Origin of the sequence: Parafilimonas sp. (assembly GCF_051953455.1) — a bacterium.
Taxonomy (GTDB): Bacteria; Bacteroidota; Bacteroidia; order Chitinophagales; family Chitinophagaceae; genus Parafilimonas.
In genome coordinates, this window is sequence record NZ_JBQCIT010000003.1 from 1 (window position 1) to 25931 (window position 25931).

28 protein-coding genes and 1 pseudogene are annotated in these 25931 nt (G+C 38.6%); 12 read left to right on the plus strand and 17 right to left on the minus strand.

Annotated features, from left to right (window positions below):
• Positions 1-77 precede the first annotated feature (77 nt).
• On the minus strand, positions 78-4184 hold the full coding sequence (locus tag ACTHN6_RS00495) for a hybrid sensor histidine kinase/response regulator transcription factor (RefSeq protein WP_440433746.1): 4107 nt from the start codon (positions 4182-4184) through the stop codon (positions 78-80).
• A gap of 207 nt (positions 4185-4391) precedes the next feature.
• Entirely contained in the window at positions 4392-4583 is a 192-nt protein-coding gene (locus tag ACTHN6_RS00500) for a hypothetical protein (protein ID WP_440433747.1), read from the minus strand.
• A 232-nt stretch (positions 4584-4815) separates the two neighbouring features.
• On the opposite strand from ACTHN6_RS00500, the gene ACTHN6_RS00505 reads away from it, so the two are divergent.
• Positions 4816-5256 (plus strand): DUF305 domain-containing protein, encoded by a 441-nt coding sequence (locus tag ACTHN6_RS00505; protein WP_440433748.1) that lies wholly within the window; start codon positions 4816-4818, stop codon positions 5254-5256.
• A 206-nt stretch (positions 5257-5462) separates the two neighbouring features.
• Here ACTHN6_RS00505 and ACTHN6_RS00510 read toward each other — a convergent pair whose 3' ends face one another.
• Positions 5463-6581 carry an FAD-dependent monooxygenase gene (locus ACTHN6_RS00510; protein WP_440433749.1) on the minus strand — a complete coding sequence of 373 codons (1119 nt, stop codon included), beginning with the start codon at positions 6579-6581 and terminating at the stop codon, positions 5463-5465.
• A 228-nt stretch (positions 6582-6809) separates the two neighbouring features.
• Here ACTHN6_RS00510 and ACTHN6_RS00515 point away from each other — a divergent pair, with 228 nt between their 5' ends.
• The 5 genes from ACTHN6_RS00515 to ACTHN6_RS00535 all read left to right on the plus strand — a co-directional run bounded on the left by ACTHN6_RS00515 (position 6810) and on the right by ACTHN6_RS00535 (position 10296).
• Positions 6810-7634, plus strand: a complete 825-nt coding sequence (locus ACTHN6_RS00515) for a helix-turn-helix domain-containing protein (RefSeq protein ID WP_440433750.1) — start codon at positions 6810-6812, stop codon at positions 7632-7634.
• 404 nt (positions 7635-8038) lie between these two features.
• Positions 8039-8284 carry a hypothetical protein gene (locus ACTHN6_RS00520; RefSeq protein WP_440433751.1) on the plus strand — a complete coding sequence of 82 codons (246 nt, stop codon included), beginning with the start codon at positions 8039-8041 and terminating at the stop codon, positions 8282-8284.
• On the plus strand, positions 8281-8580 hold the full coding sequence (locus tag ACTHN6_RS00525) for a type II toxin-antitoxin system RelE/ParE family toxin (RefSeq protein ID WP_440433752.1): 300 nt from the start codon (positions 8281-8283) through the stop codon (positions 8578-8580). The genes ACTHN6_RS00520 and ACTHN6_RS00525 overlap by 4 nt, the downstream gene beginning before the upstream one ends.
• Positions 8581-8854: 274 nt before the next feature.
• The gene (locus ACTHN6_RS00530) at positions 8855-9121 is read left to right on the plus strand and encodes a hypothetical protein (RefSeq protein ID WP_440433753.1); all 267 of its coding nucleotides are present in this window, start codon (positions 8855-8857) and stop codon (positions 9119-9121) included.
• Complete coding sequence (locus ACTHN6_RS00535; protein ID WP_440433754.1) at positions 9091-10296, plus strand: AAA family ATPase; 1206 nt, start codon at positions 9091-9093, stop codon at positions 10294-10296. Before ACTHN6_RS00530 ends, ACTHN6_RS00535 begins: the two co-directional genes overlap by 31 nt.
• 184 nt (positions 10297-10480) lie before the next feature.
• Here the strand turns inward: ACTHN6_RS00535 and ACTHN6_RS00540 are convergent, their stop codons facing one another.
• The 13 genes and pseudogenes from ACTHN6_RS00540 to ACTHN6_RS00600 form a co-directional block, all read right to left on the minus strand.
• On the minus strand, positions 10481-11266 hold the full coding sequence (locus ACTHN6_RS00540) for a TraM recognition domain-containing protein (RefSeq protein ID WP_440433755.1): 786 nt from the start codon (positions 11264-11266) through the stop codon (positions 10481-10483).
• Positions 11214-12455, minus strand: coding sequence for a YWFCY domain-containing protein (locus tag ACTHN6_RS00545; protein ID WP_440433756.1), 1242 nt, complete (start codon positions 12453-12455; stop codon positions 11214-11216). Before ACTHN6_RS00545 ends, ACTHN6_RS00540 begins: the two co-directional genes overlap by 53 nt.
• Positions 12456-12472: 17 nt before the next feature.
• Positions 12473-13750 carry a relaxase/mobilization nuclease domain-containing protein gene (locus ACTHN6_RS00550; RefSeq protein ID WP_440433757.1) on the minus strand — a complete coding sequence of 426 codons (1278 nt, stop codon included), beginning with the start codon at positions 13748-13750 and terminating at the stop codon, positions 12473-12475.
• Positions 13735-14130 (minus strand): plasmid mobilization protein, encoded by a 396-nt coding sequence (locus ACTHN6_RS00555; protein ID WP_440433758.1) that lies wholly within the window; start codon positions 14128-14130, stop codon positions 13735-13737. The genes ACTHN6_RS00550 and ACTHN6_RS00555 overlap by 16 nt, the downstream gene beginning before the upstream one ends.
• 354 nt (positions 14131-14484) lie before the next feature.
• On the minus strand, positions 14485-14955 hold the full coding sequence (locus ACTHN6_RS00560) for a JAB domain-containing protein (protein WP_440433759.1): 471 nt from the start codon (positions 14953-14955) through the stop codon (positions 14485-14487).
• A gap of 471 nt (positions 14956-15426) precedes the next feature.
• Positions 15427-15720, minus strand: coding sequence for a hypothetical protein (locus tag ACTHN6_RS00565; protein WP_440433760.1), 294 nt, complete (start codon positions 15718-15720; stop codon positions 15427-15429).
• 59 nt (positions 15721-15779) lie between these two features.
• On the minus strand, positions 15780-16820 hold the full coding sequence (locus ACTHN6_RS00570) for a DUF932 domain-containing protein (protein ID WP_440433761.1): 1041 nt from the start codon (positions 16818-16820) through the stop codon (positions 15780-15782).
• A gap of 145 nt (positions 16821-16965) precedes the next feature.
• The gene (locus ACTHN6_RS00575; RefSeq protein WP_440433762.1) at positions 16966-17121 is read right to left on the minus strand and encodes a hypothetical protein; all 156 of its coding nucleotides are present in this window, start codon (positions 17119-17121) and stop codon (positions 16966-16968) included.
• Between the two features lie 9 nt (positions 17122-17130).
• A pseudogene (locus ACTHN6_RS00580) lies at positions 17131-17205 on the minus strand (hypothetical protein); the annotation flags it as partial.
• A 23-nt stretch (positions 17206-17228) separates the two neighbouring features.
• The gene (locus ACTHN6_RS00585; RefSeq protein ID WP_440433763.1) at positions 17229-17366 is read right to left on the minus strand and encodes a single-stranded DNA-binding protein; all 138 of its coding nucleotides are present in this window, start codon (positions 17364-17366) and stop codon (positions 17229-17231) included.
• Between the two features lie 32 nt (positions 17367-17398).
• Entirely contained in the window at positions 17399-17605 is a 207-nt protein-coding gene (locus tag ACTHN6_RS00590; protein WP_440433764.1) for a hypothetical protein, read from the minus strand.
• 639 nt (positions 17606-18244) lie between these two features.
• Positions 18245-18808 carry a TnsA endonuclease N-terminal domain-containing protein gene (locus tag ACTHN6_RS00595; RefSeq protein WP_440433765.1) on the minus strand — a complete coding sequence of 188 codons (564 nt, stop codon included), beginning with the start codon at positions 18806-18808 and terminating at the stop codon, positions 18245-18247.
• Positions 18809-18833: 25 nt separating this feature from the next.
• A complete protein-coding gene (locus ACTHN6_RS00600) occupies positions 18834-19160 on the minus strand; it encodes a single-stranded DNA-binding protein (protein ID WP_440433766.1) in 327 nt (108 codons plus the stop codon).
• Between the two features lie 141 nt (positions 19161-19301).
• On the opposite strand from ACTHN6_RS00600, the gene ACTHN6_RS00605 reads away from it, so the two are divergent.
• Positions 19302-19658: a hypothetical protein gene (locus tag ACTHN6_RS00605; protein ID WP_440433767.1), complete on the plus strand. Its 357-nt coding sequence runs from the start codon at positions 19302-19304 to the stop codon at positions 19656-19658.
• Between the two features lie 592 nt (positions 19659-20250).
• Here ACTHN6_RS00605 and ACTHN6_RS00610 read toward each other — a convergent pair.
• On the minus strand, positions 20251-21126 hold the full coding sequence (locus tag ACTHN6_RS00610) for an AraC family transcriptional regulator (protein ID WP_440433768.1): 876 nt from the start codon (positions 21124-21126) through the stop codon (positions 20251-20253).
• A gap of 170 nt (positions 21127-21296) precedes the next feature.
• Between ACTHN6_RS00610 and ACTHN6_RS00615 the strand changes: the two genes are divergently transcribed.
• From ACTHN6_RS00615 to ACTHN6_RS00635, 5 genes are all read left to right on the plus strand, one after another.
• Positions 21297-21932 carry an RNA polymerase sigma factor gene (locus ACTHN6_RS00615; protein ID WP_440433769.1) on the plus strand — a complete coding sequence of 212 codons (636 nt, stop codon included), beginning with the start codon at positions 21297-21299 and terminating at the stop codon, positions 21930-21932.
• A 154-nt stretch (positions 21933-22086) separates the two neighbouring features.
• Positions 22087-22530, plus strand: coding sequence for a DMT family transporter (locus ACTHN6_RS00620; RefSeq protein WP_440433770.1), 444 nt, complete (start codon positions 22087-22089; stop codon positions 22528-22530).
• Positions 22531-22546: 16 nt separating this feature from the next.
• Positions 22547-23491, plus strand: a complete 945-nt coding sequence (locus tag ACTHN6_RS00625; RefSeq protein WP_440433771.1) for a sugar phosphate isomerase/epimerase family protein — start codon at positions 22547-22549, stop codon at positions 23489-23491.
• Positions 23492-23575: 84 nt separating this feature from the next.
• Positions 23576-25048 (plus strand): CoA-acylating methylmalonate-semialdehyde dehydrogenase, encoded by a 1473-nt coding sequence (locus ACTHN6_RS00630; RefSeq protein ID WP_440433772.1) that lies wholly within the window; start codon positions 23576-23578, stop codon positions 25046-25048.
• Between the two features lie 96 nt (positions 25049-25144).
• The gene (locus ACTHN6_RS00635) at positions 25145-25930 is read left to right on the plus strand and encodes a cyclase family protein (protein WP_440433773.1); all 786 of its coding nucleotides are present in this window, start codon (positions 25145-25147) and stop codon (positions 25928-25930) included.
• Position 25931: the final 1 nt, after the last annotated feature.

Below are 25931 nucleotides of genomic sequence, written 5' to 3' on the forward strand. Positions count from 1 at the left end.
ACCAACACATTTTGAACCGGTGCGGGTTTTACAAATAGCTGTAAATACGGCAAACGGTTAACTTTGTAATAACCATGTCAGCCGCCTTTGTTACTTTTACTTGCAGCATATTGTGAGGGTAGAATCTGGAATTCTTCTTTAAAAGATTTGGAGAAGTTTTTGGGATTATTGAATCCCACTTCATATGCAATTTCGGAAATAGACTTTCCGCTTTTTTCCAAAAGCTGTGCGGCTCTTTTTAAACGCATGGAACGAATAAATTCTATAGGTGTTTTGCCTGTAAGTGAAACAATTTTCCTGTATAAAGTAACACGGTTCATATACATTTCACGGCTGAAATCTTCTACCGAAAATTCCGGATTTTCCATATTTTTTTCAACCACTTCTAGCGCTTGTTTCAAAAAATTTTCATCCACAGACGTTATGGTTACCTCTGCCGGATTAACTTCAATCTGTTTCTGAAAACGCTTCTGCAATAATTTTTGCTGTGCCAATAAATTTCTGATGCGTGAAGCAAGTATTTCAAAAGTAAAAGGCTTGGTGATGTAATCATTCACCCCCACGTTAAAGCCTTCCAGCTGTTTTTCCTCATTTCCCCTTGCTGTAAGCAGAATGACAGGAATATGAGCGGTAGCCATTTCATTTTTTATTTTTGAGACCAGTTCAATCCCATCCATTAAAGGCATCATAAGGTCAGTTACAACAAGGCTTGGGTTAAGCTGTTTTATTTTTTTCCAACCTTCTTTTCCGTTTGCTGCTTCTTCAACATGATACTGTGCTTTCAGGTTGTCTTTTAAATAAAACCGCAGGTCTTCATTATCTTCTACAATTATTATTGTTTTCTTCTTAGCGTTTTTATCACCTGCTTCAGAAATGAATGCTGCTGCATCTTCTATCGGTGTTGGAAGGGTAGCCCGCGCTGAAGATTCATAGATTTTTTTTGCAGGAAGTAAAACTGTAAAGCACGTGCCTCTTTCAGGTTCGCTGTTTACGGTTATAATTCCATTATGAAGTTTTACAAATTCTTTTGTGATGGCCAGGCCAATTCCGGTTCCCTGGTTAACCATACTTTGCGGAACATCTGTTTGAAAAAAACGTTCAAAGATTTTGTTGTGCATATCGGTGGGAATTCCAATGCCCGTATCTTTTACTTCTATGGCAAGCGTTCCGTCATATTCATTGTTTGCAGATGCATTATAAGCCAGGTTAATACTAACGGTTCCGCCATCACGGGTATATTTAAAAGCGTTGGAAAGCAGGTTAAATAAAATCTTTTCAATCTTATCCTTGTCGAAATAAATTTCTAAACGCTCAATGTTTGATGAGAAAGCAAACTGTATTCGTTTTTTTTCTGCAATGTCTGTGAAAGATTGGCTGATATCTTTACTGAACTCTATAATATCGCCTATTGAAGGATGCAATTTTATTTCCTGCACTTCCATCTTTCTAAAATCAAGCAGTTGGTTTACCAGGTTCAGTAATCGTTTGGCATTGCGCTGAACAAGGTTCAATTGCTTTTTCTGTTCTTCGTCTGCCGTTTGTTTGATTATCTTATCTAACGGAGAGATGATAAGGCTTAAAGGAGTACGAAATTCATGACTTACATTAGTAAAGAATTTGGTCTTTAACTGTTCTATGGCATGCGCCCTCTCTGTTTCCCTGCGTTGTTGCTGCACTTCAAAGCGCATGTGTATCCTGTCCAGGGTTATGCGCCGTGCAAAAAGAAATAATCCTGCAGCAATTAATGCATAAATAGCATAAGCAAGCGGCGTTCGCCAAAAGGGCGGTTCAATATTTATTTGCAGGGTTTTTACATCACTCCACAAACCATTGCCGTTTAAAACTTTTACTTTAAAGTCATAATGTCCCGGGTCCAGGTTTGTGTAAGTAACCTGCCGCTGATTGCCATTTGTATATAACCAATTTGAATTAAACCCTTTCAGCATATAGGCATATTTATCGCGGAGGCTGTGGGCAAAATCGAGTGAGGCAAATTCTATGGAGAAAACATTTTCTTTATACTTGAGGGCAATGCGCTGAAGTTGTGATAAAGATTCTTTTAGGATAATACGGTTGTTAAATACTGCGCCGGGTTCAATATTTTTATTAAATATCTGCAAGCCGGTAAAAACGATTTTGGGATGATATGGCTGTTTCTCAATTTTACCCGGGTTAATGATATTGAAACCGGAAGGTCCGCCGAAAATTAATTCGCCTGCCCGTGTTTTGAGTGCAGCATTATCATTGAATTCACGGTTTTGAAGATTGTTCGTTTCATCATAATTAACGGTAAAAATAGTAAAACCATTTTCTTTTTGTTGAGGGATGGCGCTACACAATCCGTTAGGTGTAGAAATCCAGAGTGTATGATAATTGTCCTCAAGAATGTTCAATATCATATCATCAGGAAGACCATCTGATGTGGTAAATATTTTAAAGCTTTTTGTTTGTTCATTAAAGAGATTTAAACCTTCACGCGTACCCACCCAAATTCTTCCGTTACTATCTTCCAAAATAGAAATAACATTGTTGCTGCTTAAACTTTTGTTGTTATTTGTATGCTGATAAAAAACAGGAGTTGTTTTATTCTTTTCAAACACGGAGATTCCATTGTCTGTTCCAATCCATAAGTTTCCCTTCCTGTCTTCCATAATTGCAGAAATATAATTCGAAAGAATTGGGTCTTGCGCGCCGCCTTTATTTTGATAATGTTTAAAACGGTTTGTTTTGCTGTCGAGCAAATCAAGCCCGCCGCCTAAAGTACCTATCCATAAATGCTGCTCATTGTCTTCAAATATTTCCCAAACGTTATCATTAGACAAACTGGAAGAATCACTATCGCTGTGCCTGTAATGCGTAAACTTATTGCCATCGAACCTGTTTAATCCGCCGAGAAAAGTTCCAATCCACAAGATACCTTCGTGGTCAATCCACAGGCTTACTATTACATTATTGCTAAGGCTGTTTTCATTATGCGGATTATTCAGGTATTGTTTGAATGTATTGTTCTTCCTGTCGAAATAAATCAAACCACCGCCATTGGTTCCAATCCAGATATTACCCAGCTTATCTTCCACAAAGCGATTTACATCATCGTATTGCAAACTCGTTGAATTAGATAATTCGTGATGATAATAGGGAAAACTTACAATGTTGCTGTTTAAATAATTAACGCCCTGCTTATACGTTCCAAGCCAGATAATTCCGTTATCATCCTTATATACAGTAGTTATACTGTTTTGGCTAAGGCTTTTAGAATCTTTGGGATCGTTAACAATATAACTGGTTTTGAAGTTATTTTTTTTGTCAATCAGCGTCACGCCGCCGTGATCTGTTCCCACCCAAATGAGACCATTGTTGTCCTGAATAACTTGGCTTACCAGGCTGGAACTCAATTTTGCCGGAGATGAACGCTCATTAAATTGCCGGATAGCATTATCCTCAGGATGAAAAAAATAAATACCATTTGTAAAATACCACAACCACAAATCGCCATCGTTATCTATAAAAAAATTATAAAAGTTGTTACCCTTATTCATTTTCTGCAGGGCATTGCTGGAGAAAATAAGTTTATTCGCAGGTATATCAAACTTTCGCAACAGACCATTCTGATACACTACCCATAATTTTTCATCTTTTGTTTCTTTTACGGAAGCAATATTTTCTGAAGCACTAAACTTGAAATTTGTTAGGAATAATTTCGTTTTTTTATCTGTAGCCGAATACAAATACAGCCCCAGGCTATCGTAATGAAACCAATACCTGCCGTTGTTTCCCTTCACGATGTTTCTAATACTGCCTGAAGGCAAACCGAGCGAATGCAGATAGGTGTTACAACCGGCATCAAACTTTTCTGTGTGTGCATCGTAAATGCAGGGCGCGTTTCTCGTTGTCACCCACATTTTTCCACCGGGAAGTTCATACAGAGAACCTACATAACTATCCGTTAATAAGGAGCTGTTGTTAGGTTGTTTCCGGAATATCTTAAAAGAATATCCATCATACCGGTTAAGGCCAGACGCAGTGCCCAGCCATAAAAATCCATCCTGGTCTTTTAGTATCGCATTTACCTGATTTTGAGAAAGACCACTGTATATATTAAGTTTAGAAAAATTATACTGTTCATTTTGAGTAAAAACAGTAAAGGGAAGCAACAACCAAATAGTCAAAATAAGCAAACGCATCAATCCAGATTTATTTTAGAAAAGACTTTACACTATAAAGTACAAACGCCTGTTTTTATTCAAGAAAACCCGAAAGTAAGATAAACAAATGAAGCATGTTGTATGCAGTGTAAAAGCAATACAATTGGTTCTTTAGCTGTAATTTGTAATTGCACCGGTGTTTTGCCATAGCAGTGTCTTCGAGTACATTTAAAATTAGTTGAAATCCTATAGTGGGTAATAATAGCGCATACATGGTTGAATTGAATCCTCATCGGAAGTACTACTATCAGCTACATATCCGGCTGACCGAACACAGATGAGCAGTAGAATAAGGCGTACGGGATTATCAATGCTTACCTGGTCATCGAGTGTTGAAAAGCAGGTCTGGTTGCGTTTGTTGCCTTGTATGAATTGCATAGTTTTTTAAGCAATAATTATACGCTGTTTAAGCTATTCACATCATGTGTATATTTGAGTAAACAAGGTGGGTTTTTTCACAAACTCCCGTCGTCATTTGCAATCCATTTTGACAGACTGCATATCGCAGCGGAATACTACCTCCCTTTGACGTGCTAATGCTATGGTTTGAATTTTGTAGCTATATCTTCATTATCAACTTAATTTTTAGGACATGAACAAAATGAATAATATGAGTTACAAGAAATTCACAATAATGATGTTTATTTCCTTCATCATTATGTATGTTGTCATGTTTCTAAACATGGACAGCGTTGACCATTATCATACAAGCGTGACAAGAATTTATATGGCTATTTTAATGGTTGCTCCTATGGCAATAGTCATGATGACAATAATGGGAAACATGTACCCAAATAAGAAAACAAATACAGGAATTGTAGTAGCGGCTATCATATTGTTCATTGTAATGCTGACTGCACTACGAACACAGGCACCTGTAAGTGATGTTCAGTACATGAAAGCGATGATACCTCATCACTCCTCTGCGATAATGACAAGTAAGCATGCAAATATCAAAGACCCTGAAGTGAGAAAATTGGCGGATAGCATTATTGCATCTCAAGAACGAGAAATACAACAGATGGAGGCAATATTAAAACGCTTGAAGTAGAACAACCACTCCCGGTAACCAATCATTGCAAGACGTAAAGGTATGCAGCTTTGCGGCAAGGCCGGAGGACGGAATAACAATCGATAGTTGTTGCTACTATCAGCTTTTGTGGGTGGACAGACCTTAGCTGACTTTTAGAAATATTATCATGGTGTAAGAATAATTCATATTTCCAGCCAAAGCGCAAAGCCTGCTGTTTAACATTTTCACACTTTTGCAGCTTGCTTAAAAAATTCGATAGAAGCTTGCAATTCTTCTTCAGTTTCGGGCAACTGAGCTTTTAACCCACGTGTAAGTTTCGCCTGAATACTTTCAACAAATGGCCTGTATGTTTCATTATATTTTACAAAGGCAGACTTGTAATCGCCTTTTGAAGCCTGAAGCGCATCAACCAATTTTTTTGCTCCGAGTATTGCCAAAGTGGTTCCCATTCCTGTAAAGAAGCTTGGTGCATACGCAGCATCACCAACTAGCGCAACCCGTCCTTTTGTCCAATCAGGCATATGAATTTGACAAACTTCATCAAAATATAAATTGTCCGCAAGCATCATTGTTTCTAAGATTTCAGGAATTTTCCAATTCGTATTATTCCCAAAATTCTCTTTCAATATTTGTTTGTGTTGTTCGATATTTTTATAGTTCCACTTCAGCTTTGGAGAAAGAAACATCAATATAGCATTCACAGAATTCTGGAACTGATAAAGTACCGCTTGTTTGCCCACTTCCCGATAAATTATTCCCGTATTTTTTGCTCTGTTTGTTTGTATATGATTGGCTTCGGCAAATGCGAAATACACATTAAAAAACTTTGAAAAATTTTCTTCTTTACCAAACACTAATTTTCGAACAACAGAGTGCGTCCCGTCTCCGCCAAACACAAAATCGAAAGTTTTTTTTGCACCATTTTCAAATATAACGTCCACACTATCTTCGCTCTGAAGCAGTGTTTTAATACTATTTCCAAACAAAAATTCAACTTCGTTTTTTGGAACAATATCGAAAAGTATTTCCGCCAAATCAAAACGATTAATCTCAATATCACCACGATATTCATCAAAGTCATTGATTGAGAAATTAACCAGCGTTTCATTCTTTGCGTTTACAATCTCTGTGTCGTGCACAAATTCTTTCGCTTTAATTTTATCGTAAATACCCATCTCTTTTACCACGTTCAGCGCCTCGCCTCTCACATCAATAGGCGAACCGCCTTTTCGCAGTTCTTTACCAATTTCTACAATTGTTACTTCGTATTCGGATTTATTTAACCAATACGCCAAAGTCAATCCCGCAAAGCTTGCACCTGAAATTAAAACCCGTTTTTTCATAACCTCGAATTTCCTGTTGTTCTGATATTTTAGTTTACGATACAAAAATATTTTTAGCTTTGCAGGTAAAAAGCTCAATAGCTATTAAAAATAGTCGTAAAAAGTATCAAAACCGTAATGAATCTCAATTCTGAACAATTAAAAACGCGGTTTATAAAAATCCTGGGAAAGGATATCGAAAACATCGACATCAAAATTTTGAAATCGTATGAGTTCCTGCCTGAATTGATGTTGTATTTTGGTTCGTTTAGTATTAAAAAAACATTTATCCGGCATACAGCAACCGCCAACGGCATTAAGGATGGAATCAGTTTTCATTTTTATAATATAGTTGAAGACAATTCTCAAAGTTCAGGTAAACGAAAAAAAAATAATCAACCGCCGTATGTGAAAGTGTTTCCCATTTCGATTTCCCAAAAAATTCCAATGACTAAAAATACGCATGCTACACACCTTTCGGTTGCAATTAGTTCAAATTGCCTGAAAGGCTTTTTGAAAGCAGATGCAAAACATTTTCAGTCTTTGTTTGAGAGCAGTAATAATTTTTTGATTGAAGAAATTATGACAGACGATATTTTGCGAACTGTAAATGACATTGTAAAACAAGATGAGCCGGGTACGCTAAAAAGTTATTACTATAGACTAAAAGCAATGGAATTGCTTTTTTATTTATTCGAGAGCTTGCGGAAGCGGGAGAAGTCTGTTTACCAAAAGCTCAACGACAGAGAAATACAATCGATTTACAAAGTACGCGACAAAATTGTTTCGTCATTGAGCAAAGCAAGCACCATAGCAGACTTAACTAAAATTGCGGGCATGAATGAATTGAAAATGCGCAGAATTTTTACACAGGTTTTCGGAATGGGAATATACGATTACTATCAGCATTTGAGAATGAAAGAAGCTGCAAGGCTTTTGCGTGAGGAAAAATTATCTGTTTCAGAAGCTGGGTATCAAATGGGCTTTGAAAACCTAAGTCATTTTACAAGAGTATTTGAAAAACATATCGGTAAAAAGCCTAAGAAATACAGCAGTGACTTTCGGTTACCGTAGCCGGCCTAAGCATATTTTCTAAAAATGCGATGATTGGTCCAAAATAAAGTGGCCTGCGCCTGAAGCCTTACTGATTCAGGCGGGGGTATTCATTCTGGTGTTGAGTCTTTGCCGAGCACCGAAACCGGTTATCTTAACAGTTATAAGTTCGTTTAATCAGTCTGCGACATATTTTTCTGCTTTCGTAAGGTGGTGATCTGTTGGTATAATGCACAATTAATAATGAGCAAAAAATTATTGCAGGCAGCAATGAATTGAAAGGAAGAAGTGGTAATATATGTTGGCCCAACAGAAGAATATGTAGTAAATATGATTGATGTGCTATAGTACGACATAACAAAGTATTATCCCATGATCAAGAAGTTGACTAAAAAAAGGTAAATTTGTTAGAAATAAAGGTGTTTATGGAAACAATAGGTATTCGTCAAAAACTACATCAGTTTATTGACACAATAGAAGATAAAAAAGCAGAAGCCATTTATACATTGTTTGAAGACGAAATAGAGCAAGATGAATGGGAATATTCTGACGACTTTAAAGCTGAGCTCGACAAACGATATGAATATTATCAAAATGGCGGCAAGATGGTAACTGCAGAAGAAGTGGACGAGCAAATCAACGTCCTCTTTCACCCAGATAAAAATAAATGAGCTATAAGTACGTTTTTGAGCCCCGTGCATTAAATGAATACAAAGAAGCTGTTATATGGTACAGAGAACGAAGTGAGATAGCAGCAAGAAATTTAACAAAGGTGTTAAAGAGTGGGTTAGAAGCAATATGTGATAACCCGTTGCGCTACCGCAATACATATAAAATCTTCAGAGAAATATCTTTGAAAAAATACCCTTACTGCATTGTTTATTTTGTTGATGAAAGAACAAAGACGGTTATTATAACATCGCTGTATCATCATAAAAGAAATCCAAAAAAGAAGTACAGGAAATAGTGCAGATCCAACACACAGCACTATTTAGAGTTTAAGCAATTACAGGATATAAAGTTATTTCATATACCAGCACTTCTGAGGAATCTGCGGCATTCTGAACGCACTTGCAGGCACTTTTCGAAAAAAATTCTTATCGGAGTAATTTTTGTTATCATTTGATAGTTATGGCCGCATATAGTAACCTTGTATCCGGCCATAAGTTTGTAATTTATATAGCTTATGGCCGCTTATAACAATCGTATATCCGGCCACAACTCATAAAACGCGAATCAATATGACGGAAGAATTAACTGGCAGAAAGGAAGAAATCAGGCTGCTGGATGAGACTTATAAGACTAAAGGAGCCGGCCTTGTCGCAGTATATGGAAGGCGAAGAGTAGGTAAAACCTTTCTTATCCATACTTATTTTAAAAAGCATCTGGCTTTCGAACTGACAGGCATGTACAATGTCAGTTTGAAAGGACAATTGCAGCAGTTTAGCAAAGCCATGCAAAAAGCGACAGGATCAGCTTGTCATTACGCCCGCCGCAAAACTGGGTAGAGGCATTTCACGCATTGGAGCAATACCTGGCGACAAAAAGCAAGAACAAAAAATGGGTGGTATTCCTCGATGAATTTCCCTGGCTGGACGGCCGGAAATCAGGGTTTCTTTCTGCATTTGAACATTTTTGGAATACATGGGCCAGTCGCCAACCGAATTTACTGGTCGTCATTTGTGGATCGGCGGCCTCCTGGATGATCCGCAAGATCGTTAACAATAAAGGCGGACTACATAACCGGATTACTCAAAAAATAAGACTTCTGCCCTTTACGCTATCTGAATCAGAAGCCTATCTGAAAAGTTTGGGAAGTAAACTCGACAGGTATCAGACACTCCAGATTTATATGGCTTTGGGTGGCATACCTCAATATCTAAAAGCTGTGGGAAAAGGCAATAGTGCTGTTCAGGTGATTGAAAAAATTTGCTTTAATAAGGACGGGTTATTGAAAGGAGAATTCAATAACCTTTACGGTTCTCTTTTTGAAATCGCAGACAACCATATAAAGGCTGTCAGGGCTTTGGCCACAATGCCCAAAGGAATGACTCGTCAGGAGATCATAAACGCATGTGGTCTTAGTTCTGGAGGGAGAACCAGCCTGATGCTTGAGGAATTGGAAGAATCGGGGTTTATCAAATCTACTCTTCCTTATGATAAAATTACCCGTGATGCTGTTTACAGGTTGACAGATGAATTTTCAATTTTTTATTTGCGGTTCATGGACAAACCCAGATCTTCAGGAAAAGATACATGGGCTAAAATAAGTACATCCCCTTCTTATAAAATCTGGAGTGGAATGGCTTTCGAGGCGGTCTGCTTAAAGCATGTTGAACAGATAAAAAAGGGGCCTGGCATTCAGGGCATAGAATCGGAAGAAAGCGGATGGCGATATGTTCCGTCGAAAGGAGAATCAGAAGGTGGGGCACAAATTGATCTGCTGATAGACAGAAAAGACAGGTGTATCAATATTTGTGAAATAAAGTATTATACAGGGGAATTTAGTATTGATAAACCTTATGCCGGTGAACTCCAACAAAAATTAGATGTGTTTGCTCAAAAGACAAAGACAAGAAAGACATTGTTTCTTACCATGATTACTTCCTATGGTATTAAAGAAAATAATTATTCTGCCAGCCTGATACAGAAAAGTCTGGCTATGGATGTTTTATTTGATTGAAAAAAAATCTTGTCTTGTAATTGTGGGATTGACAATCCCATAATTAGCGAACAGCGTAGCCCACATCATCTTGACTTTATTTAATTTTTTAAAAGCCATTAGCAAATGTTTACCAACAAAATGAAAGCTTTTCAACCTTTAAAACTTAAATGCAGATGATATTTAAGTTTCTATATCAAAAGAATCACACTTCATCAATTTCCTCATTTTCTACCTTTAGCCGGTAAGCCTCCTGTTCAATTAAATTTTGAATATCCAGCTTTACCTGGAAATAGTTATCCATTATTTGTTGATTTGTAACATTTGAAATTTTAGGTATTGGCTTAAATCTTTTCAATTCTTCATTTAATTTTTCAGCGTCGTTCTGAATCGCGCAATGAAACATCTTCAGCCTGATTTTTTCATCCGGATCATCCGCCACCATACCCACAAATTCGCCGGAAGAAAGTGAAGCGATTTTAGAGGGAGGTATAACCGCATCAAGTTGTGCAGAGCGGTTGATGGAAATATCGGTACGATTAATAGAAAGGCTTTCCCTGTCTTGCATTAATTTTCCAAAGCGTTCTGACAACTGTTTGGCTGTTTCGCCCATTACCTGGCCGCTGATAATATTGCCTGTAATATTGACGATAACATCAGCCTGTTCCTTTCCATAATCTTTTTTAAGCTGACTAAAGTCCTGCATGGCTAATGTAGTTGCAACACGATTACTTCGTGCTGTGGCAATGAGTGAATCCATGTGATTAAAAAAGATGGTTGGAAATTCATCGAAGATTAGACTACAGGGGAGCTGCCCTTTTTTGTTTACAATTCTCACCAGCCTCGAAATATACAGCGACAATACGGCTCCGTAAATCTGTTGCTTTTCCGGATTATTGCCCATGCAAATAATTTTCGGTTGTTTGGGATTATTGATGTCAAGCGTAAAATCTTTTCCGGACAATACCCAATAGAGTTGCGGTGAGGACAACCTTGATAAAACAATCTTTTACGGAAGCCACTTGTCCTTCCAGTTGCTCCATTGCATCATTCTGATAAGCTGTAATGAATGGGTTCAGGAAAACCTGTATCTCAGGTTCTGTATTTAATACCGGGAATAGCTGGTCATAATCTGCCTGTATCATTTCAATTACATGCGGCAGCGTACAATATCTTCCGTTACCGTACTTGCGTAAATACCAGATAACAGCCGTTACAAAATTGATGGGTGATTCTACGAAAAAATCACCCTGCTTTTTTATCCATTCCCTGTTCAATCCTAACAGGATGGTTCTTGCCGATTCAGTTGCATCCGTTATATCACGCATGGCTTGCGGGTCCAAAGGGTTGCAGCGATGTGATGTGGAAAGGTCATCGAAGTTGATGATATAGAATAGGGGAGCGGCGGCATATTTGTTTTTATGCAGCAATAACCAATTGTAGGCAATCTTTGTCAGGTCATCATATTTAAAATCATAAATGAACATGGCAAAACCTTTTTCGATGTGCTGCTTTATTACATGCTGCACAACAAACCATGACTTGCCCGCCCCCGGGCTTCCTGTTATCAGTAATCCACGAAACGGATTGATAAAGTTGATCCAGCTATTTCTGTACTTGCCTTTCAGATTATACTGCGCCGGAAGATTGATGGAATAAGGGTTAATGATTTTTCTTTCTTCCTGCGGAAAAGTTTCGTTCAATTGGTTGAATACATCTTTCGACAGTTTCACGCGTATTAACCGGCTCAATAAATTACCACCGGCCAGAATGAGTAAAAAACCGAACGATGTAACACTCATATAAATTATAGTAACTGTTTCAACAGCATAGTTCAGCTGTACCAGCGACGAACCAAGAAAATAAAGCAGCAACCCTGTTCCTGTATACCATGCTATTATTTTAAGCTGCAGTTTTTCATCTTTCTTTCCCCTTGCACCCATTAAAGAAATCGCAAGCAATCCCAGTGCTATTAATTTGGAAGTGACAAAGTGATTGAATAATCCGGTATGTATGATGTTCTTTAAAAGCCGGTCTGTTATCTGATTGGTAAGGTGCCATTGTTCAAAAGCTTTGTAACAATAAAAGTAAAAATGCAGCAATAAAATAAAGATGGCTGCAAAGCGGGTCATGTCCAGTATCTTCCTTAACCCCATTTCGTTTTCTCCTGTTCCTGCCATGATGAAAAGTTTACAGTTTATAATCCGAGGTGTTTTTTCTTTTTTCTTCTTTTCTTTTTAATCAGTTGATAAGGCATGAATTCACCTTGTTGTTTGGCAGTAAGTAATTCATCTAAAAGGCGAGTGGTTATAACAGGCGTTTCATTCAAGGCTTTTGAAACATTTTTTTCATATAGCCCTGATTGCCGTGGTAAGGTGTTTAGATGCAGTTGTTTTTCTCCGGCACCAACATTTACATTGTTTGTTGTAAGTATGATATTCTGTAAATGGGCAATGCTATATTGTCTGCCTAAATCACTTCCGTTAAATACAACCTTGTTTTGATTATCCACGAATGTGATCCCATAAATCCTTCCTGCTGCATTTTGCCGTAAAACAGTGGCAATCTTTTTCGACTCTAATAAGCTGATTAATTCATTCAAAGCAGCTGGCTTTTTGGACAGCGCCTGGTTAAGCAGTGATTTAGTATGTTGCTTTAAAGATTCTTTCTTGTCTTTGTTTGCAATGAATAATTTTTCCAGTTTATTAAGTGTTGGTTGGCTGTTAACCGAGCTGGCCTTTACAGGCACACCGATCTTTTGCCCTTCTTTATCTAAAACCCTGTACACCAGTCCATGATTTTTATAAATCCTGCTTTCTTCTTTTCCCCGGTCTGCTATAACATTATACTGCTTTAATATGGCATTGAATTCAGGGAGTGATGCATACTTGTAAGTATGCAGTACAGCATTTACAACATTGGCGATAGCTCTTTTTGTTTCAACTTTTCCATAAATTATTTTTTCAGCATTAACCGGCTGAATTTTTTGTTTTAAAAACTGCTTCTGATTTTCTGCATAAATAAGTTTGAATTCCCTTTCAATTTCTTTCCTCGCTTTTTCAGATTGGTTGCGCCCGATATTATGCGTGTTGATGCGGCTGCCATCATCGCGGATGGTTGTTGTTACAATGTGAACATGCGGGTGGCCGGCGTCGTTATGTTTGTAAATAAGAAATGGCTGTTCGCCAAAACCAATCTTATCCATGTAGCTGTTTGCAATATTTACCAGCTTGTCTGCACTTAGTTTTTCTGAAGGATCAAAGTTGAGGGATATATGCAGTGTTTTTGTTTGAGCCCTTTCATTGAGCACATTCAATCTTTCAAAGCCTTCCATTTTCTGATAAAAATTCATGTCTTTCGCCACCTTTAAAAAATTGCCGGCATATAAGCACTCGGCTTTGTTCTGGCTTACTTTATGTTCGTTATAATTCAGGGCAGCAACTAATCTTTTGGGTGTTGTTATTTTTGCAACCATTGTTCGTATAACTGATTAATTTTTAAATTGATTTCTTCCACTTTGCTTACAACGGATTTATGCAAGCCATTATAAAACTGAATCCAGGTGCGGAATTCCGGTATCTTATCCAGTGTATGTAGCTTATGTACTGTTTGATTGAAATTATTACCGACTGCATTGAGTTCTTTTTTGAGCTGAACCATTTCCTTTAAAAATTCATCGGCGCTTTGATTTCTGTATTTCACTATTACGGGTTTTTGCAGGATGACTTTGCGAACATAATTGCTGGTACTTCTTTCAGTAGTTTGTTTCCTTAAATTTTTAAGTTGTTCCAACTCGGTATTATTCATCCTGATTTTGAAAAATATATTGCGCACTTCATTTTCTTTCTTCTGCATATCCTTTCATTATTTTTTCAAAAGCGTTTTTAATCTGCTTCAATTCCCCGCAGCGAGTTCCGAAGCGGAGGGCAAGATGCTCCAACGTGGCCACGTTTGTACATCTTGCTGTGTGCAGAGTCAAGCACACTAAAGCATTTAAGTCGCCGGATAAGCCTAACTGAAGAAGAATATTCCTGGAATAAAAAGAGGCTTTTGAGCAGGTTATAATCTTTGCTTTCCATACGCACTTTTTTCGTTTTCACCATAAAAAAATCACTGACTTTATAAAGTTAGAAAGAGAAGGAATTTTGAAGAACAGGTGGGCAAATTCTGCTCATGTTAAATAGGTTACTCCTGAATAAAAAAAGGGCTTTACAGCAGCCCTTCATCAGCAAATGAATAATAACCCTCACTGCTTATTATAATGTGGTCTAATACTTTGATATCATGGTACTTTGCAGCTTCTGCAATTTTTGTTGTTAGTTCCTCGTCCGCTCTGCTTGGTTTCAGGTTCCCGGAGGGATGATTATGGCAAAGAATAATACTTACACAAAGCGACTTTATGGCCGCTGCCAGTATCAGCCTTGGGTCTGCAACAGTTCCTGAAATACCACCTGCAGAAGTCTTATATATACCCAGGACCCTGTTATTACGGTTGAGAAATAAAACCTTAAATTCTTCCTGCATTTCAATTTTGTTTTCATCCCACACCTGGCGCAGTAAATCGCAGGAATCCTTTGAATCTCTAATTACCGGCCTTTCAGAAGCTTTTACTTTTGATTTATAAACCAGTTCTACTTCTGCTACCCTTGTCCATTCCGGAGATACCATTTTCTGTTCCATAAAATCATTTTAAAAGATTAAAAAATTAATTATGGAACCCACCCCGGCTTTGGGCAATCAAGGCAAGGAAGCAACGGAATAATAGTATCCTTTGCTATGAAGGAAAGCCGTTCTTTATGCCGGAATTTCTTTGCCGCTACAGCAGCCCGATAGCCGAACTTCGTGGCAACAATTAATGAAGGAATGATAACCATGTAATTATTTAAAAGTTAACTGTAAATGCTTATAAGGTGTCGCTTCTGAAATATGTAGTAGCTCTTTTTTTTATAAATGGGATTAAATTAGATTGAATAAGATTGAATAAGATGAATAAGACTCTGATTCTTGATTTCCCATTCCAGATATATTTTATCTAACTGATAAAACCAAGCTGCCGCTCCATTTACAACAACTGTTAGAACACGAGCGGCAGCTTTTTAATACAATCAAAGCGCCGACATTTTTGGAGCGCTTTGATTATAAGATAGCAGCTTATCTCTTTGGTGTTTCAAACTGTTCGCAAACTGCAATTTGGTAATCCACTTTTGTTAATTTGGGGAGTATCTTATCCAAACGGTAAACGGGAAAATTGCATTGTCTGCACCCTTGTTTATCTCTTGTCAATTTAACCGATGCAACCTGACTAATTATGATGGCATCACAGCCGAAAGTAATATATGTTTCTTCTGTTCTTATCACTACAATTACATCTGAATACTTTTGCTTTATCGCTTTCCATATATCAAAAAGCTGCTTTGTTTCATGTTGTATAACCTGCTTTTTCATTGTAATTATTTTTAAATGAAAAAAGGTAAGGCCGGGCAGTATCCGGCCTTGCCAACTGCTCAATTCAGTATAAATGCTGCTGCGCCATTGTTTGCAAAATCCCGGCAAAGATTAAAGGCTTTCTGTGTTTTGATTTGTGCTGTGCCGCCATACAAAAGAGACTTCAATTTGACTTCATCATCTTTATAGCTGCGTACATTCTGAAAATATCCTGTTACAGCATTATAAGCTCCAAACACAGTACCTACGGTTGTTTCTGTTTGTTGGGTTGGGCTGGTTAATGCATATTCATAAACGGCATTGCACATATTATTAAAGCAGGCAGACAGGTCATCCCATTTACAGGCCTGTATATTTTGCAGCACTTCTTTATTCGGCACCATTGCCAAACGGATTAACTGCTGCAGTTCAGGGTCGGTTATTTTAACCCTTGTCCAGTTATTAAACACTTCTTCCAGTTGTATTGAAAGCTGGTTGGAAATGCCCATGACTTTATGCGCCTGTTCCAGTCTTTCTTTAGCGTTGGCGGTATGCCTGATTTTAATGGAGTTGGTATGGCTGTGCATAGCTGCATTCAGCGTATTGTTGCAAACAATCCTTATAGGCGTAAAGGCTGCCGTTATGCTGCCGTAACCATCATGTGAAGTGGTTAGAAATAGATATTGTTCTATTAAATCATCTCTGCCAACCTTTATATAAGAAGGCAGTTTTGCCGTAATGAAAATCCGTTCGCCTTTACCCAATGCGCCCGCAGTTTCATACTGAATACCATCACCGCCGACAATCGTATCAAAGAAGCTGAAAGCATCAGTATTCTGTACAATCTCATAATCTTTACCGACTACGCCCAAAACAATATTCGTATCCGTGCGGATAGTGGCAAAATAATCTAGTACTGCAATTTGCGGGTTTTCGTATTCATTGCGCTGCGTATATAATTTGTGTTTTTCCACCACATAGTCCAATCCTGCAAACTGCAATGCTTCCGCACTTGTGGGATAATCACTAACGATTTGCCCTAAGCCGTGCCATGCTTTTTCTTTTGCGGAAAAGAAACTGTGCTGTCCTGTTTGTTCGTTGAAATGAATGTTGTCTGCCATAATAATTACCCAGCTTCCTGCCTTCGCCGGCTTCGGCGGGCAGGTAATTTGTATCCCGCAGGCGGTACTGCTGCGGTCATGTTATCAAATTTGTTGAATAGATTAGTAAAGCGTTTCAGCGCTCATGCACTGAAACGCTAAAGGTTTAGAATGGTAAATCATCTGATGAATCGGCTATCCTGCCTGTGTTATTTATTGGCACAGCCGGTGTTTCGCTACCGTTATCGATACCCTTTGTTTTACCATGCAGTTTAATATTACTTACATGCATAGACAAAGAAGCTATTGTTTTACCTTCCATGTTCTTCCATGAATTAAGATTGATTCGGCCATTTAGCTCTACGAGTGTGCCTTTGGTTAAATATTCGGCAATCCCTGTATTAATCCAGTAAGTACAGTTAAAATACCTTACTGCTTTCCTTGTTTCGCTGTCCCTTTTGTTTTATAATTGTCATTGACAGCAATAGAAAAATTGACAACCTGTTTGTCGTTGTTTGTTGTTCTTACCTCTGCGTTTTTTGTCAAACGCCCTACTAAAATTTCCATAACTTAAAATTTAATTAATGAATAAAAATTGATTACTGATTGAATAAAGTGAGTGAGGCGGCTTTGCTATAATTGATCCCCCTGTTACCGCCGTGTTTCTGTACAAGATGGAACACGGTTATATCCTCATTTAAATAAATTGCCCATGCACTGATTAAAGATTTTGAGCGGTTGTAATGCCTGCGGCGCTGTATCTGCCACGAAAGCCGCATCAATTTTGAACGTTGTCCGTGCTGCATACAATGAAAGTTTTAATGTGATTTAATTTTATTTCCTGTCCTCGGCTTAGCGCCTCGTCCTTTCTCTCGTAGCAACCCCGTCCTTAGGCAGGAAGGGAAAAAAGCAAGGTTTTCACCTGAAAAAATTTTTGACCGTGGAATAAAGTGAAGCGGTTTATGCCGCGAAAGCAAAAAGCCCAACGGAGACAGGGCGTATTTTTTTAAGTAAAACCTGTGGCCAGCCGCAGTGTACGGAGGCGCAGACCTTGCTTTGAGCACAGCCTGCCAGGATCTTCGCGCAGGAATGGATAGACGAGTATTTTATCATTAAAAAGATAAAATCAAAGAAGACTGGTATGGTTAAACTTGTTATGGCATATTCGATAAACCATAATTTCGCCGCCGCCCATAAATCATTTGGATGGAACATTATTTCAATCTGCCCGTCAGTGTAAACGGAGAGAACCAGAATTTTAGAGGGCGGCTGGTGACATTTGGCTATGTATACAAATATTATATCATTGTAGATGGACAGGAACTTGTTTTTGAGAAGGATGAGGAACAGCAATACAGGGTGTTATCCGGGAGGACACAAAAGGCAAGCCTATAAACCCCGGCATAATACAAGCTATCATTACCGCACTGGGTAACCTGTAATTTTCAATTGCGCTTTTCAGTGCCGAACATAACAAATGCTATTTGTGCATTGCTCACACCATGTTTAAAGAACGATGGTGCACTGCGGTCAAACCTGCGGTTATATTCTTCAAACCAAAGTTTAAAGGCGGATTTGGATTTGAGTTTACAACAGTCTTCAAACTGTTCTAACTGTTCTGCGGTGAGTATGATTTCATCATCGAATACGACCTTGTATTTCCAGTCATAGTTTTTCCAGCGGATATAATTCTCTGCTACCTGCTTTCGCAGGATCAACTGCGGGCTATGTTCAAAGGCACGCGGTTTAATTTCTATAAGGAAGGCCTTACCTGTTTCTTTATGACGAATTAAAAAATCGGGCGTATAACGTCGGTGACACTGGCGGATATAATTTGTGGACTGCTTTGTCCCGGGATGGTAGTAAATAGAAACGCGTTCCCGTAAAAATGCATATTCCTCTATAATCGAAATTGCAAACTTTAATTCCGTTAAAGAATCAAAAGAACATCCCCAATTCACAATCTTAACGGATTTGCCATACCTGAATTTTGATTCCTGCATTATCATGTTGCTAAATTTTAAAAGTGATTCATCAGCGGTCAAGGTTCATCAGGCTATGTGCCTTTATCTGTGTAATGTATCGTCTGTGGCCTGTTTTGTCGGCGTACGTGCGGTACTGAAGCGAGCCGTCCACCATAACTTTACTTCCTTTTACAAAATTTCTTTCTGCATATTCAGCGGTGTTGTTCCATGCCACTACATCATGCCACACGGTCTGCCATACCTTTTCCCCATGGCGGTTCCTTTGAGGATAATGTGTTGCCATGCGGATAACTACTCTTCTGCTGCCGCTTCTTGATTTAGTTGCTGAAAGATCGCTGGCTACATAACCAATCAGCATTACACGATTTGACTTCATAACAATAAGAATTTGATTTCAGAGACGAAGGTGGAGAGGCTGAAAATCATTAAAAGTGTAACACCTGTGTATCTTTGGAAATACCCGTGTGCACACGGATCACGAGAAAGATTGTATTTTTGAAAAATGCCCCCCGAACCAATGATATGCCTCGAATGTCATCAACCCATAACAAGAGGCAGGTCGGATAAAAAATTTTGTAATTCCACCTGCAAAGACAACTATTATAACAGGCTGAAACTGGAAGCAAAAAAAGAAATCGGTCGGATTGATGCTGTTTTAAAACGTAACCGTAAAATCTTAAAAGAACTGTTTCCTATTCAAAGGGAGGGCCGGTTTATTGCAAGAGAAACTTTGCTCAAAGCAGGGTTTGAATTTGACTTTCATACGCACCATATCGTCACGAAAACCCGCTTCAATGAGTTTATCTTTTGCTATGATTACGGGTACAGGGAGGTAGAAAAGGATAGGTATAAAATCATTAAAGGTTTCGAGTGATGCCAGCATCTTGTACTTCATCGCAAACCCTGAAATTATTATTTCATCCTTGCTATAGTTCGATAACTTACAGATACCGGCACTATAGCAATAGAGCAATTCGGATACTAACAAGCCAGAGTGAAACGATAAAGCTATCCATTTATGACTACGAAAAGCGCTTTCGCACTTTATTGTTTGTTTCTCTTATCCGAATACTAAATAAATCATGCCATATCTCTCATAACACATTGTCTGATCTTAAAAGTGAAAAGCTGATCGATCTTCAAGCAGTACAATAACTATTTTAAATGAAGCCAAATTGCGGAAGCTTCTCTATTAAACAGGATTTATATATAGCTGTTTTCAGAATATTTTAAAGCTGGATTTTATAATGATTTCTCGATAAGAAATTAATAACCAAAAGTGTAATAAGAGTATTCTGCAAACGAATTGGAACCTGCGTGCGTTAGTCCACTTACCTTATAAAATCTTAAGTTGTTTATGTGTAATCAAAAAAGCAGGCTACCCAACTTCGATAAAAATGCAATATTCAGTTGAAAAGTAGAAAATGGTTCTTTTCCCCACTCCTCCGCACATAAGTTCAAAACATTTATGCAGTCAGCAGCCGGTGCTCTTTTTTAAACTCAAACGGTGTTTTGTTTACTATCTTTTTAAAATACCTGTTGAAATTGGAGAGGTTATTAAACCCGCTTTCATAACACACTTCATAAATAGGCATATCTCTTTCCAGTATCATATTGCAGGCATGCGCAATTCTTACTTCCAGCAGGAAATCGTAATAAGTTTTTCTCGTTTTTGATTTAAAATACCTGCAGAATGATTTTGTGCTGAGGTTGGCTACAGATGCTATTTCGGAGAGTGTTATTTTCTTTTGAAAATTATTGGAAGTGTATTGAAATATTTTATTTAACCGGTCAGCTTCCGTCTGATCTATTTTTAATTGATGATTCAAAGGGTTAATAATATCTTTTTCTTTTGAAGCGGCAATTTTATCCAGTATAGCCAGCAGCGTTATCACTCTTTCAAGCCCTTTGGCGCTGGCCAACCTGGTCATAAGTTCACGCACCTGGTCTCTTGTTTGGCCCGTAATTTTTATGCCCTGCTTTGCTTTTTCCAGTAACGATTCAATGCTTTTTAATTCAGGCACATTAAAAAATTTATCGCCCAAAAAATCATGATGAAAATACACAACAGTTACTTCGGCTTTTAGTTTTGAACCGGTTTCAAAGTATTCCGGATCACAACGCCACATGTGGGCAAGGTTTGATCCAAACAAGAAAAGTTCGCCCGGTTCAAAGCGGTGAACATTTGTTCCTATTAAACGTGTGCCTCTTCCTTTGTGGATATAAATCAGTTCAATTTCCGGGTGAAAATGCCATTGATTATAAAAATCACCACCCCTTCTTTTATAGAAGTTAAAGCTTGATTCCGGCTTCAGCGAAACTTTTAATAAATGTGGTTTCATATAGCAATATGTATCAAATACGCAGTTATTAACCTATTTCTTTTTATAAAGATGTAAATATAGTATTAGTTGTTGCTAATTAATTGGAAATTATTCTGAAACCAAAAATAGAATTTTGAAAAACGATTTGCAATTCCTTATTCTTTTTTTGATTTCTAAAATTTCATTTTATGCTGTATGAATTTCAGAACCAGGGACTGCGGCAAACATTTATACCTTCAGTCAGGCAAGGCCAAGCTGCTTATAAAGAAGAAGAATTACCCGATAAAATTTTATGGAATTTCTTTAAGAAAGGTGATGAGAATGCATTTGCCTTTATCTACAAGCATTATTCCACGCTGCTTTTTTCTTACGGGTGTAAATGTGCTTCAGACAAGGAAATGGTAAGAGATTGTTTGCACGACTTCTTCCTTTATCTCAGGAATAACAGGCTTGGCTTTGGCGAAACCACTTCAATTAAATTATACCTTTTAAAAGCGTTCAGAAGAAGGATTGTTGATTACCTTAAGAAAACAAATCATGAACATAAGCTCAGGAAGGCTTCTTTATATACGCCTTATGGTGAAGAATCATCAGCGGAATTGGCCTTTATAAATAAACAGGTGAATGCAGAACAGCTTGATAAACTGCAGCGTGCTTTGAATATGCTGAATGCCAAAGAAAGAAAAGTGATTTACTATTTTTATTTTGAAGGAATGAGTTATGAACAAATAGCTGGCATATTACATTTTAGCCATGTGTCTTCAGTTAGAAGGGTTATGTATAGAAGTCTCCGCCACCTCAGGCATTTTTATTTGAAGGCATAACGATTATTTTTTTAAAAACCGGTATCATTTTAGCCATTTTGGCCTTATAGTATTTAAAACGCCAATCAACTAACAAAAGCTTTTCAATAATGGCGGTTTGATTGTTTGCAAAGAAAAAATCCGGGCATCAGTTTATCATCTAAAATTAAATTCAATGAAAGTTTCACTAAGTGCTTTAATGTTATTGCTAGGGTTTGTATTAACCTTTCACCTCGCCATGAATGCACATGTAGGCGCTATTGTAAAAAACCCGCGCATGGGTAATGCGCTTTTCTGGATTATAGGCGCAGCTACTGCTACGGTTATTGCCTTCACCGGTTGGGACGCAGGTTTTTTTGCCAGGCTGAAAGAAGTACCGGCGTGGTTATTCACAGCGGGCATTATGGGAGGTGCATTGGTTTTTGGTATAGCCTGGGCAATGCCTAAATTAGGCGCAGGCACCGCATTCGTGCTGATGATTGCAGGCCAGGTTATTTCAGGAATGATCTTTTCACATTTTGGTTTATTTGGTTCCCCGGTTGAACCTGTCTCACTGGTGAAAATTATAGGAGTAATATTATTGATTGCGGGCGCAGCCATCGTAACACTTGCCAAATAACATTTAAATTGTACTAATGAAAAATATAAATTCTTATAACCGCAGGAGTTTTGTAAAGCTGGCCGGTATGGCCGGTGCTGCGGCACTTATGGCTCCAAACTTAGCTTTCGAAATAGCAAAAAAAAGAAGGTTTGAAATTGGCGCTACGTTTATCCTGTGGGGGTATGGGCCCGATAATCTCGAACCCGCGCTTCAGGATATTTCTTCACTCGGTTATCACGCTTTTGAAACGTTCGGTAATGTAATTGACACATGGGAAGAAAAGCGTGGCGGCATAGGCCCGTTAATTGAAAAATATAAGGTGCCGATTGTATCTGCTTTTTGCCAGACCGATGTGCTTGATCCCTCAAAATTAAAATCTGAGACAGAGAAACTTGTTCGCTGGACAAAACTGCTTAAAGCTAACGGCGGAAAAGTGATAGAATATTGCGCAGGCGGAAAACGTACAAACGGTTTTAATTATAAGGATCATGCAAAATATATGGTTGAATCAATGAACGTGTTTGCAAAAGCCGTTGCTGATGAAGGCCTGGTTTGTGCTTTGCATCCGCACACCGGCACACCAATAGAAACAGAAGAAGAAATTTATTTTATCATGAATAATGTTGATACAAGGTATATGAAGTTCGGCCCTGATGTTGGCCAGATACAAAAAGGCGGCGGCGACCCGCTTAAAATTTGTAAAGACTTTGTATCGCTTATTGAACATGTTCATTTAAAAGATTATGCAGGCGGCGATAACGGTTATCTTGGTTATTCACCGTTAGGAGAAGGTAAGGTAAAGCTTAAGGAAATATTGGACCTCCTCGAAAAAAGAAGAAAACATATGGCAGGTATGATTATGTTTGAACTTGATTACGATGCTAAAATAAAGCCTGCCTATACCCAGCATCGCGCTGCTGAAATTTCAAGAGATTACCTGGTAAAATTAAACTACAGGTTTAGCGAAAAACAGGTATAATAAAACAATAATTACATCATTAAAATAATCGCATAAAACGGTGAGGGGCCAATGGTATGCCCTGCATAAACGTAAAAGAATAAAATGGAAGTTTTAAATAATTATATAAACAGTAGTTGGGTAAAGAGTAAAGAACAGCATACAACAGATGTTATTAACCCGGCCACACAGGAAGTGCTTGCAAAAGTTCCCGGTGGGAAAGGCACAGCGGCAGATGTGGAACAGGCGGTTGCGGCTGCGGCTGAAGCTTATAAATCATGGGCGCATGTACCGGTTATGAAACGCGTGCAGCCTTTATATAAACTGAAACAATTGCTTGAAGACAATGCGGAAGATATTGCAAAAACGATTACGGAAGAATGCGGAAAAACGCTGGGTGAATCAAGAGGTGAGCTGCAACGGGCTATTGAAAATATAGAAGTGGCTTGCGGCACACCAATGCTTATACAGAGTGAATTTTCAGAAAACATTGCCAGTGGTATTGATGAATTTATGATTCGCCAGCCACTCGGTGTTTGTGCCTGCATATCGCCGTTTAATTTTCCGGGCATGATTCCTTTCTGGTTCCTGCCTTACGCCATTGCCTGCGGCAATACCTTCATTCTTAAGCCTTCGGAAAAAGTGCCGCTGACCATGATGAAAGTATTTCGCTTAATGGAGCAGATCGATTTGCCGGCCGGTGTTGTAAACCTTGTTCATGGTGGCAAAGAAACGGTTGATGCTTTATTGGATCATCCGGAAATTAAAGCCATCAGTTTTGTCGGTTCTTCTAACATTGCCCGCTACGTTTATTCCCGCGGAGCCGCCAGCGGCAAGCGGGTGCAGGCACAGGGCGGTGCTAAAAATCCATTGGTTATTCTGCCGGATGCGGATGTAGAAATGTCCGTAAAAATTATCACCGACAGTGTATACGGTTGTGCAGGCCAGCGTTGCCTTGCTGCATCTAATATTATTACGGTAGGGGATGATGGCAATATCAAAGATGCCTTGTACGAATCCGCTAAAAAAAGAACAACGGGTTTTGGTTTGGATGAAAGTATAGAAATGGGCCCGGTTATTACAAAGGAAAGCCGTGAACGGGTTGAGAACCTTATAAATAAAGGCGTAAATGAAGGCGCAAAAGTTTTGCTTGATGGAAGAAACCCTGCTATCAGTGGTTTTGAAAAAGGCAATTTTATCAGCCCTACTATACTGGAAGGATTGCCATTGGATGGCGAACTGGTGCGCACAGAAATATTCGGGCCTGTAATGAGCCTCATTCCATTAAAAACAGTGGATGATGCGCTGGAATTTGTCAATAGCGGAAAATATGGAAACATGGCCTGCCTCTTTACAAGCAGCGGTGCCAATGCGCGAAAATTCCGTAACCTGGCCAATGCAGGTAATATCGGGATTAATATAGGCGTAGCAGCGCCTATGGCGCAGTTTCCGTTCAGTGGCTGGAAGGAAAGTTTTTTTGGCGACCTGCACGGGCAAAGCCGGCATGCCATTGAGTTTTTCACCCAAACCAAAGTGGTGATAGAACGATGGCCAAAAGAATGGTCCAGGAAATTTTAAATAAATCAAGTTCACTAAGAAGGACTCCGCGTTTGCAGGTAAAGTAAACGCTCTTTTGAAATAATCTTAAATCATAACCCAAATTTAATCTTGACTTTGAAAAAAGAATATTGTCCACCTTTTCAACTACAGGCAAAACTTAATTTTTTGGGCGTTGACTGTATTGTTACAGATCTCAGTCATACCATCACTACCGAAGATCCAACATTTATCGGCCACCAACGCACTTTAATATGGAACCATCTTACACATGAAGAAACACAGAAAATAGGTTTAACCAAACCGCCTTATTCCTACAAAGTAGTTGGCTTTACGTTGTGTGATCATTCCAACACACATGTTGATGCTATTAATCACGTAGTAAATGAACCCGATGCCCGGGCAGTGAATGAGCTGCCGATTGAATGGTTTATGACACCCGGCGTTTGGTTTGATTTTTCTCATAAAGAACCCAATAGCTATATAAATAAAGCTGATATTGAAGAAGCTATAGCAAAAACCGGTGTAACCATTCAGCCGCAATCGGTGGTATTTTATTACACCGGGTGGTATAAAAAATGGAATAAGCCGTTTGAATATATTCGCAACTACCCCGGTGTTGACAGAAGCGCTATTGAATACCTCAACGACCTGGGTGCTATCTGTGTGGGTGCCGATGCGCCAAGCATTGATAGCTATAACGAAGTAGCTGTAGTAAGGGAACAACCTGCACATATTGTTTGCAGGGAAAGGGAAATACTGAACATAGAAAACCTGGCGCAGGTAGATATGATACCTGCCCATGAGTTTTGGTTCGTTGGCCTGCCGCTGAAAATAAAAGGCGGCTCAGGCTCCCCTTTTAGAGGAGTAGCCATCGTGCCTGAAAGAAATATTAAAAAATAAT

What these genes read in the sequence shown, in the direction of transcription:
- ACTHN6_RS00575 (WP_440433762.1), bottom strand. Translation starts at nt 17,121, where the DNA reads ATGGAAGGTAAAACAATAGCTTCTTTGTCTATGCATGTAAGTAATATT.
- ACTHN6_RS00555 (WP_440433758.1), bottom strand. Translation starts at nt 14,130, where the DNA reads ATGCAGAAGAAAGAAAATGAAGTGCGCAATATATTTTTCAAAATCAGG.
- ACTHN6_RS00590 (WP_440433764.1), bottom strand. Translation starts at nt 17,605, where the DNA reads ATGCAGCACGGACAACGTTCAAAATTGATGCGGCTTTCGTGGCAGATA.
- ACTHN6_RS00595 (WP_440433765.1), bottom strand. Translation starts at nt 18,808, where the DNA reads ATGATAATGCAGGAATCAAAATTCAGGTATGGCAAATCCGTTAAGATT.
- ACTHN6_RS00505 (WP_440433748.1), top strand. Translation starts at nt 4,816, where the DNA reads ATGAGTTACAAGAAATTCACAATAATGATGTTTATTTCCTTCATCATT.
- ACTHN6_RS00625 (WP_440433771.1), top strand. Translation starts at nt 22,547, where the DNA reads ATGAAAAATATAAATTCTTATAACCGCAGGAGTTTTGTAAAGCTGGCC.
- ACTHN6_RS00525 (WP_440433752.1), top strand. Translation starts at nt 8,281, where the DNA reads ATGAGCTATAAGTACGTTTTTGAGCCCCGTGCATTAAATGAATACAAA.
- ACTHN6_RS00545 (WP_440433756.1), bottom strand. Translation starts at nt 12,455, where the DNA reads ATGGCAGGAACAGGAGAAAACGAAATGGGGTTAAGGAAGATACTGGAC.
- ACTHN6_RS00600 (WP_440433766.1), bottom strand. Translation starts at nt 19,160, where the DNA reads ATGAAGTCAAATCGTGTAATGCTGATTGGTTATGTAGCCAGCGATCTT.
- ACTHN6_RS00620 (WP_440433770.1), top strand. Translation starts at nt 22,087, where the DNA reads ATGAAAGTTTCACTAAGTGCTTTAATGTTATTGCTAGGGTTTGTATTA.
- ACTHN6_RS00610 (WP_440433768.1), bottom strand. Translation starts at nt 21,126, where the DNA reads ATGAAACCACATTTATTAAAAGTTTCGCTGAAGCCGGAATCAAGCTTT.
- ACTHN6_RS00560 (WP_440433759.1), bottom strand. Translation starts at nt 14,955, where the DNA reads ATGGAACAGAAAATGGTATCTCCGGAATGGACAAGGGTAGCAGAAGTA.
- ACTHN6_RS00500 (WP_440433747.1), bottom strand. Translation starts at nt 4,583, where the DNA reads ATGCAATTCATACAAGGCAACAAACGCAACCAGACCTGCTTTTCAACA.
- ACTHN6_RS00615 (WP_440433769.1), top strand. Translation starts at nt 21,297, where the DNA reads ATGCTGTATGAATTTCAGAACCAGGGACTGCGGCAAACATTTATACCT.
- ACTHN6_RS00630 (WP_440433772.1), top strand. Translation starts at nt 23,576, where the DNA reads ATGGAAGTTTTAAATAATTATATAAACAGTAGTTGGGTAAAGAGTAAA.
- ACTHN6_RS00515 (WP_440433750.1), top strand. Translation starts at nt 6,810, where the DNA reads ATGTTGTATTTTGGTTCGTTTAGTATTAAAAAAACATTTATCCGGCAT.
- ACTHN6_RS00585 (WP_440433763.1), bottom strand. Translation starts at nt 17,366, where the DNA reads ATGGAAATTTTAGTAGGGCGTTTGACAAAAAACGCAGAGGTAAGAACA.
- ACTHN6_RS00510 (WP_440433749.1), bottom strand. Translation starts at nt 6,581, where the DNA reads ATGAAAAAACGGGTTTTAATTTCAGGTGCAAGCTTTGCGGGATTGACT.
- ACTHN6_RS00550 (WP_440433757.1), bottom strand. Translation starts at nt 13,750, where the DNA reads ATGGTTGCAAAAATAACAACACCCAAAAGATTAGTTGCTGCCCTGAAT.
- ACTHN6_RS00605 (WP_440433767.1), top strand. Translation starts at nt 19,302, where the DNA reads ATGATATGCCTCGAATGTCATCAACCCATAACAAGAGGCAGGTCGGAT.
- ACTHN6_RS00495 (WP_440433746.1), bottom strand. Translation starts at nt 4,184, where the DNA reads ATGCGTTTGCTTATTTTGACTATTTGGTTGTTGCTTCCCTTTACTGTT.
- ACTHN6_RS00520 (WP_440433751.1), top strand. Translation starts at nt 8,039, where the DNA reads ATGGAAACAATAGGTATTCGTCAAAAACTACATCAGTTTATTGACACA.
- ACTHN6_RS00570 (WP_440433761.1), bottom strand. Translation starts at nt 16,820, where the DNA reads ATGGCAGACAACATTCATTTCAACGAACAAACAGGACAGCACAGTTTC.
- ACTHN6_RS00565 (WP_440433760.1), bottom strand. Translation starts at nt 15,720, where the DNA reads ATGAAAAAGCAGGTTATACAACATGAAACAAAGCAGCTTTTTGATATA.
- ACTHN6_RS00530 (WP_440433753.1), top strand. Translation starts at nt 8,855, where the DNA reads ATGACGGAAGAATTAACTGGCAGAAAGGAAGAAATCAGGCTGCTGGAT.